The organism is Gordonia effusa NBRC 100432, assembly GCF_000241305.1.
In the GTDB taxonomy this organism is placed as follows: domain Bacteria; phylum Actinomycetota; class Actinomycetes; order Mycobacteriales; family Mycobacteriaceae; genus Gordonia; species Gordonia effusa.
Genome location: NZ_BAEH01000026.1, coordinates 1 through 7,638 on the forward strand (window position 1 = coordinate 1; position 7,638 = coordinate 7,638).

Consider the following 7,638-nt stretch of genomic DNA (forward strand, 5'->3'; position numbering starts at 1 on the left):
AGAACCGCCTGCGGGCCTTCTTCGGGTCCGTCGGACTTGCTGCCCGCGGCCGGTGGTGCCGAAAGTTGGTCGGCGTCAACGAAAGTCAACGCCACGTCACGGTCGAGGTTGATGTCCAGGGCGCGCCAGAACTGAAGCCCACGAGTACCACCGTGCGGATCGAGCAGTCGATAGCGTCCACCCGCGACCGCAGCACCGGGCACCAAGCGCGGACCACGAGGACGAGCTGGCCTCGGTTCATTCGGTGAGTCAACGGTTTGTGTCTCGTTCACGGATTCGACGTCACCGTCGCTCATACCCCGAGCTCCTCTCCTGCGGTACCTCATGTCGGGTGGGCTGTACACGCCGGTGCCGGCAGCTCCACCGCTATGGACGGAGTATGACTGCCACGTCGACGTCCCGCGGTCGAAGCGCCGCAAAACCTGTACTTGTCCAGAATACGGTACCGATTCTTCGACGCCGATCCGTGGAAACTGAATCGTCATCGCCGCGGTGGATTCCGCCTCGGGAACGCTCGTCGGGGCAAGTGCCGGAATGAATCGGCCAACTACTCGGCGCAGACTGACCGTGATCGCGACGACGTCGGGCACCTTCAGAATTGCCAACCCGGCATAGGAGAGTCCCAGCGCGACGATCGCGGTCAAGAAGAGATAGACCAGCGAGCCGAACTTCCCCGCGTCGGTGGCCAGGTGGTGCAGTCCGGACAGGTTGGCGAGCGACCAGGTCAGCCCGGCGGCGGCAACCGATACCACTATTGCCAATACGCTTGTCCGCGTGACATTCGTCATCGCGACATTGCCTAGTCGCTTCTTGAGCAGGAAGTGGCCGACGATCGCCCCGACCAGATATCCGGCACCATTCGACAGTGCCAGCCAGCGCACGACCAGGTCGGGATCGTCGAAGAGCACCGGCCCGAGATAGGACAACGCGACCTTGATGGCGGTGATACCGAGGACCATCAGCGTGGGAGCCCACGCGTCTTCCCGTGCGTAGAACACCCGCAGTTGGACCAGCGTCATCGCGTATGGGATGAGGGTGAACGCACCCCAGGCGAGCACCGAACCGAGTTGGGAGGCGACGTCGGCGTCGAAGTTGCCGAAATTGAAGACCGCGACACCGATCGCCGGACCGAAGAATGTCATAAACGCGACGACCGGGACCAATGCCACCATCGTCAGCCGCGTCGCGAGTGACAGGTCGTCGATCACCGAGTTGGTGTCCTTGGCCGCCGCGTTCCGCGACAGTCGCGGCATGATCGCGGTCAGGATCGTCACGCCGAGGACGCCGTAGGGGAGTTGCAGCAACTGCCAATGCGTCGCGTAGACGCTAATGCCCGAATCAGCCGCCGACGCCGCGATGCGATAGGTAATGATCAGACCGACCTGCAGGATCGCGACGTACACGACAACCGCGAGCGCCATATTGCCGAACCGCCGTAGCCGATCATCGATACCCCATACCCAGCGCAACCGGACACCCGACCGCTTGAGATAGGGCACCAGCACCGACACCTGAACGATCACGCCGATCGTCGTGCCGATACCCAGCACCAGGATCTGCGGGTTGGACATGCGAACCGGATTGAGCGTGATCTCGCCCGGCAGTGCGGCGTAGATGATCAACGTCGCGATCTGCACGACGTTGTTGAGAACCGGCGCCCACGCACCCGGTTTGAAATAGCCCTTGACGTTCAGGATCGCCATGAACAGCGCCGATAGACCGTAGAACAGGATCTCCGGCAGCAATAGATAGGCCAGCGCGGTCGCGAGGTCCCGATTGACGTCGCCATCGCCGACGTTGAGATAGGTCAATACCGGCGCGCCGACCAGCGCGAGCACCGTGGCCACACCCAGCAGCGTCACCGTCAGCGTGAAAATCCGGTTGATGAACGTCGCGCCGCCGTCGTCGTCTTCGGCCTCCGCGCGAACCAGAACCGGAATCACGATCGCGGTGAGGACCGCGCCGAGAACCACTTCGGCGACCATATTGGGCAACACGTAGGCCGCCTGGAACGCCGACGACACCGCGGCTCCCAGCATCGCCAACACCAGCACGGTTCGGACGAACCCGGTGATCCGACTCATCAGCGTCGCTACGGCGATCGATCCGCTGGTCTTCAGGATCGATGAGTCCGATGCCTGCTTTTGCGGTGCTCGCTTGGCCGGCGGGATGCGTTCGGGGGTTGGCCGAGCACCCGCCAACGGAGACCGATCAGCGAGCGGTCCCGACAGCGGCCGAAACCCCGGGCCGGGCTGCGGGCGCGGCGGCGGTTGCCTACGCGGTTGCGGGCCCGGTGGCTGACGGTCAGGCATCAGGCCCTCCTTCCAATTCCTTCTCTTGTTCCTTCTCCTGGGCAAGGCGATGGTCGTAATCCGTCGCGGCTAGCGCGCGGGTCGCCTCATCAGCTTCCGGGCGGTCGGCATCGGCCGGGTCGGGCTGTCCGCGGAATCGATGCCACAGCCGGCGGATCACCAACAAGACCAGCACGACACCGGCGATGAGCGTGACGATGAATAGCGGTTTGCCGTAGGCATTGGAGTTCACCGAGAGGCTGATCGGCGCCCCTACGCTGACCCCGGTGCTGGTCACCAATGCTATCTGCACCGACATCGACTCCGACGTTTCCGCACGCGTCGGCAGTTGCACCTGAAGGGTTCCTCGTGCCGGAACTTCGATAACTCCGATGTCGTCGATATTGAGTTCGTGGGGTGCGATGGTGTCGAGTCGGACTCGGATCGGAACGTCGAGGTCGTTGCGGGCGACGAGAAGCAGTGGACTGCGTTCAGAGACCAGTGTGTAACGACCGCCCGGGTCCAGCAGAGTGACCGACGAGCGCATCCGCTCAAGCGTCTGCCCCACCGCCGCGACGCGGATAACCCGCTCAGCGCGCAACGCGACGCGGTCGGTCGCGGTGTCCTGGGCCGGGCTACTGAGCCCCCGCAACAGATCGGCGCGCAGCGGGGCGAGGTAGGCCTCCGGCGAGATGTCGACGGCGTCGCTGTTGACCAGCGATGCCTGCAGTTGCCAGCTCAGCGCGGCGTGGTCGGAGATATCGCGGCTGACGTCGGACGATGGTAGCCAACCGCGGTTGGTGGCAAGCATTGTTCCGGCCGGCGGGACCAGGCGGGCGTTTCGCAGGGTGTCCGAGTCGAGTCCAGCCACGACCTTCGCCAGTGGCATCGGAGCGGCGACGCCGGATTCGAGGAGTAAGGTCGCCGACGACACCAGGGCCTGCGCGTCGGCAGCGGTTGGCGACCAGAAGTTGGGCGGCACGATGAACTGCGAGCGCCCGACCGTCGGCCCCCGTTGCGACGGAACGTTGATCGACGGGAAGGCCAGCGCCGCGAGCGCTGACTGGCGTCGGCTCAGCGGTGATTCGTCGGCGAGTGTGACCTGCTGGTCGTCGGGGGTCAGCACGGGCGTCAGTGGATGCGTACCGAGGGCACCGAAAGCGGCGGTGATCGGAGCGTCGTAGGACTGGACCCGAAGACCACCGACTCGATACTGGCCGACTTGCGATCCGGAGCCGGCTAACGATGTCGCCGCGGTGACCGCCTTGGTCAGTTTGTTGGCGGCTAACACGCTCGCGCCGTCGGAGGTAATCGCTCCTATCGATGGAATGGTAAGTCCCCGAACGCTTTTCACGTTGAGTATGCCGTCGACGATGTCGGCTGGCGCGGTGAGAGCTGACTCGGCCAGCGACCCATTGTCAACCTGATGCAGCGAATCCAGATCCGCACCCGCGAACGGCAACGCGACGACGCACAGACGCGACGACGCCCGCTGCAGGTCACGTAACCAGGCGGACGCGTCGTCCGATCCTGCTCCGGGACTAGTCGGGGCCTCGGGATTGCGCGGATCGGTAGTGACCACATAGCCGGTAGTCATCGCTCGAACCGTGATCAGCAAATCAGGGTCGACGGCGAGGCAGGTCGACTGTTGCAGATTCGACGGCGTCGTGGGTGTGGGCGCCTTCGACAGCGACGGTGCCGCGGGTTCGTCGCTAACACCGGCTACCGACTCGACGGCATCTACCAGAGTGCGCAGGCGGCCGCCCGGTGCCAGGGATCGCGCCAGATCCTCACTGATCAATCGGGGTTGCGTCCCACCGAGCCGGCCGGGGGCCATCTGGGGTGGCGCGGCGAGTGGCCACAACATCGTCAGCGCCGATGGCGCGCTCAGATTCGCCACGACCGACCCGTCCGGGCCGACATCGCTGGTCGTCGATTCCGGGTCGATATCTCCGGGAGCACCGCCGATGTCCCCGGGAGCCGACTGCGATGCGCGCTGTCGATTCGGCGGCAGTGATAAGACCGGGAGTAACGTCCGCGAGTCGGCGACCCGGGCCATCGCACCGTATTCGGGGACGGCATTGAGGTTGACCAACAACGGATACACGCCGGTCGAATCGATCCTTAGTCCGTCGGGACCCGACAGTGGCAATGACAGGGTGAACGGTTTGCTCTGGCCCGGCGACAACGAGCCGCTGAGCGCAACGAATGGCCCGGCCAGGTCGAAGGTCGCGGCGTCGGCGGCGAGCGCGGTACGCAACCCCGAGGCGTCGGCGACTCGCTCGCCGCGTTGCAGGCGAACGCCGAGCTGACTCAACGTACGGTCGCTGGTGTTGGTGATCTGACCGGTGACGGTCACGGTCGAACGGCTGGTGGTGGTCACCATCGACGGCGAAACTGACTCGATAGCTACCTTCGCGAATCGCGCTGTAGTCTCACCGCCGGGCGCCGCCGACGCGGAGGCCAGCAACGGACCTGCGAACGCCAGTACGGCTACGACGATGAGGCATAGCGTTCTACGCATCGCGCGCCTCGGTGACGCGTCAGCCATCTGTGGACGGGCCGCGACGTCCGCGGCGCCGGCGTCGGCGTGATCGCGCCGGTGGCGGCGGATCATTGCGACGCTGGTTGCGTGCGGCGGCGGCTCGTTCATAGGCATTTGGTTCGGTGCGAATGCTCTCGGCTTCTGACCGTGCCAATCGAAGGGGATCGGCGGTCAGGTCGGCGATGACTCCCTCGGCCATTCGTGCCAAGCGACGCTCGTCAGAGTACGTGAGCCGGCGCGGCAGTTCGGTTAACGGGACCCAGGCGACTTCGGCGACTTCGTAGTCGGCGTCGGAGAGTTCACCGCCGAGACTGCGCAGTAGGTAGTGGTGCACAGTCTTGTGAATGCGCCGACCGTCGCTGACGAACCAGTAGTCGATCTTGCCCAGCGGCGCGACGACCGACCCGGTGATACCGGTCTCTTCGGCGATCTCGCGAATAGCCGTCTGCTCGGCGGTTTCCCCGGTCTCGATATGTCCCTTGGGCAGCGACCACATCATCCGGCCACGTCGATCCACGCGCCCAATCAAAGCAGCCGAAAGCTCGGGATAGGGCTTACCGAAGGTGGAGATGACCAGACCACCGGCCGATGTCTCACGGACGGTACGTAACTTGGGCCCACGGCTCTTACCGTTGGGCTGATCGGAACCGGCCTTGGCCGATTCCGAGTCGGGCCGTTTGGCACGTCGACGCCGATTCTTGTCCTGACCGGGCGTGGTCGGTCCAGGCTTTGGGCGCGGACTCGGTGCCGCTGGTGGAGCCGGTTTGGGGACCGCGAGGTCCGACGGTTTCGGTGCGCGTGCGACGACTTTTTCCGGCATCGGCCCCGGCTTAGGGGCGGTTGGGCGATCCGACGATTCTGCCGGGGTGCTCGCTGTCGGCGAGGCCGGGAGGGCAGGACGACGCCCACGGCGGCGTCGACTCCGGTGCGGCCTATTCGAAGAGGTCTGGCCCGCATCGGCGTCGGCGTCGACGCCTTGATGTGGGCTGGACGGTTCGGCGGACACCCCTTGAATGCTAGTCGTTGGTCACCTGCCGTTCGTCTGGAAGGGTTAGCGAGTGTCGGAACCGCGATTACACGGGTGGCATAAAGTACGTTTCGGGAGCTAGGCGCGGGTCCAGGTAAGGTGTCTGACCGTGACAGAACCCGCACAACGCCGCACCCGGCTGCTTGCCGCCGCCGCGGCGACCCTGCGGGCCGAATCTGACGTCCTTAATTCACTCGGCGCGCTGTTCACCGATGCCGGTCACGACCTCTATCTTGTCGGCGGATCGGTGCGCGACGCCGTGCTGGGACGGCTCAGCAATGATCTGGACTTCACCACCGATGCCCGGCCCGACACCATCAAGGCCCTACTCGACGACTGGGCCGACACCGTATGGGACACCGGAATCGACTTCGGAACGGTCAGCGCTCGCAAAGGCCACGCGCTGATTGAGGTGACGACCTACCGCGCCGACACCTATGACCAGGTATCGCGCAACCCGACAGTCGCGTTCGGCGACACCCTCGACGGCGATCTGGTGCGCCGCGACTTCACTATCAATGCCATGGCGGTCAAGATCACCGCTGACGGCGCCGCCGATTTCGTCGACCCGCTGGACGGAATGACGGCACTCCTCGCCGGAGTGATCGATACCCCCGCGGCACCGCAGCAGTCGTTCGGCGATGACCCGTTGCGCATGCTGCGCGCCGTCCGGTTTGTCGCCCAGCTCGGCTTCCGACTCACCCCGAGGACTTTCGACGCCATCACGGAGATGGTCGGCGAGATCGACCGGATCACGGTCGAACGCATCCGCGTCGAACTCGACAAGATGATCTGCGGCGAACACGCCGTCGAAGGTGTCGATGCACTGGTCGACTCCGGATTGGCCGATCGAATCATTCCCGAAATCCCCGGGATGAAGCTGACCATCGACGAGCATCACCAACACAAGGACGTGTATCAGCATTCGTTGACCGTCCTCCAGCAGGCGATCGACCTGGAGACCGGCGATCCCGACCTCATACTCCGGTGGGCCGCGTTACTGCACGACATCGGCAAACCCGACACCCGACGCCACGAACCGAACGGCGGCGTGAGCTTTCACCACCACGAGGTGGTCGGAGCGAAGATGGTGCGCAAGCGTTTTCGCGCGTTGAAATACCCGAAGGCCGTCACCGACGACGTCGCGCAATTGGTGTTCTTGCACTTGCGATTCCACGGCTACGGCGAAGGTAAGTGGACCGATTCGGCAGTACGCCGCTATGTGACCGACGCCGGCGACCTGTTGGACCGACTTCACAAACTCGTCCGAGCCGACTGCACGACACGCAACAAACGTCGCGCACGCAAGTTGCAGGAGACCTACGACGACCTCGAGCGTCGGATCGCCGTATTGCAGGAAGCCGAAGACCTCGATCGGGTGCGGCCAGATTTGGACGGCAACGCGATCATGGAGCTATTGGGATTGCCGCCGGGCCCCCAGGTCGGCGAAGCGTGGCGTTACCTGAAGGAACTGCGCCTCGACCGCGGCCCGATGGACCGCGACGAAGCCGAGGCGGCACTCAAGCAGTGGTGGGCCGAGCGTTCGTAAGACGCGGAAATCCCTCGATGGTCGAGTGCGCTCGCCGAGCGAAGCCGGGAGGTGCCTATGTGGGTGGTCGAGTGCGCTCGCCGAGCGGAGCGAGACGCGCGTGGATCGAGACCCAGTGAGATAGCGTCGAAAACTATTGCACGGCTTCGTATTTGGGTTGCGGGGTCTCGATACACCCGGCTCGGCTGGCGCCTCGCCGGGCACTCGACCAGCGGTAGGCGGTGGG

Annotated in this window: 4 protein-coding genes; 1 reads left to right on the forward strand and 3 read right to left on the reverse strand. The window is 64.8% G+C overall.

All coding sequences use genetic code 11. From position 1 onward, the window contains the following. The 3 genes from murJ to GOEFS_RS22765 form a co-directional block, all read right to left on the reverse strand. A partial coding sequence (gene murJ / locus GOEFS_RS04325; RefSeq protein WP_007316659.1) for a murein biosynthesis integral membrane protein MurJ occupies positions 1-2,312 on the reverse strand: 2,312 nt, incomplete at its 3' end. Further along, positions 2,305-4,908, reverse strand: coding sequence for a DUF6049 family protein (locus tag GOEFS_RS04330; RefSeq protein WP_170323128.1), 2,604 nt, complete (start codon positions 4,906-4,908; stop codon positions 2,305-2,307). The genes GOEFS_RS04330 and murJ, both read right to left, overlap by 8 nt. Further along, positions 4,835-5,842, reverse strand: coding sequence for an NUDIX hydrolase (locus tag GOEFS_RS22765; RefSeq protein WP_083837229.1), 1,008 nt, complete (start codon positions 5,840-5,842; stop codon positions 4,835-4,837). The genes GOEFS_RS04330 and GOEFS_RS22765 overlap by 74 nt, the downstream gene beginning before the upstream one ends. Before the next feature lie 130 nt (positions 5,843-5,972). On the opposite strand from GOEFS_RS22765, the gene GOEFS_RS04340 reads away from it, so the two are divergent. Continuing rightward, positions 5,973-7,412 (forward strand): CCA tRNA nucleotidyltransferase, encoded by a 1,440-nt coding sequence (locus tag GOEFS_RS04340; protein WP_007316662.1) that lies wholly within the window; start codon positions 5,973-5,975, stop codon positions 7,410-7,412. The last annotated feature ends 226 nt before the right edge of the window (positions 7,413-7,638 follow it).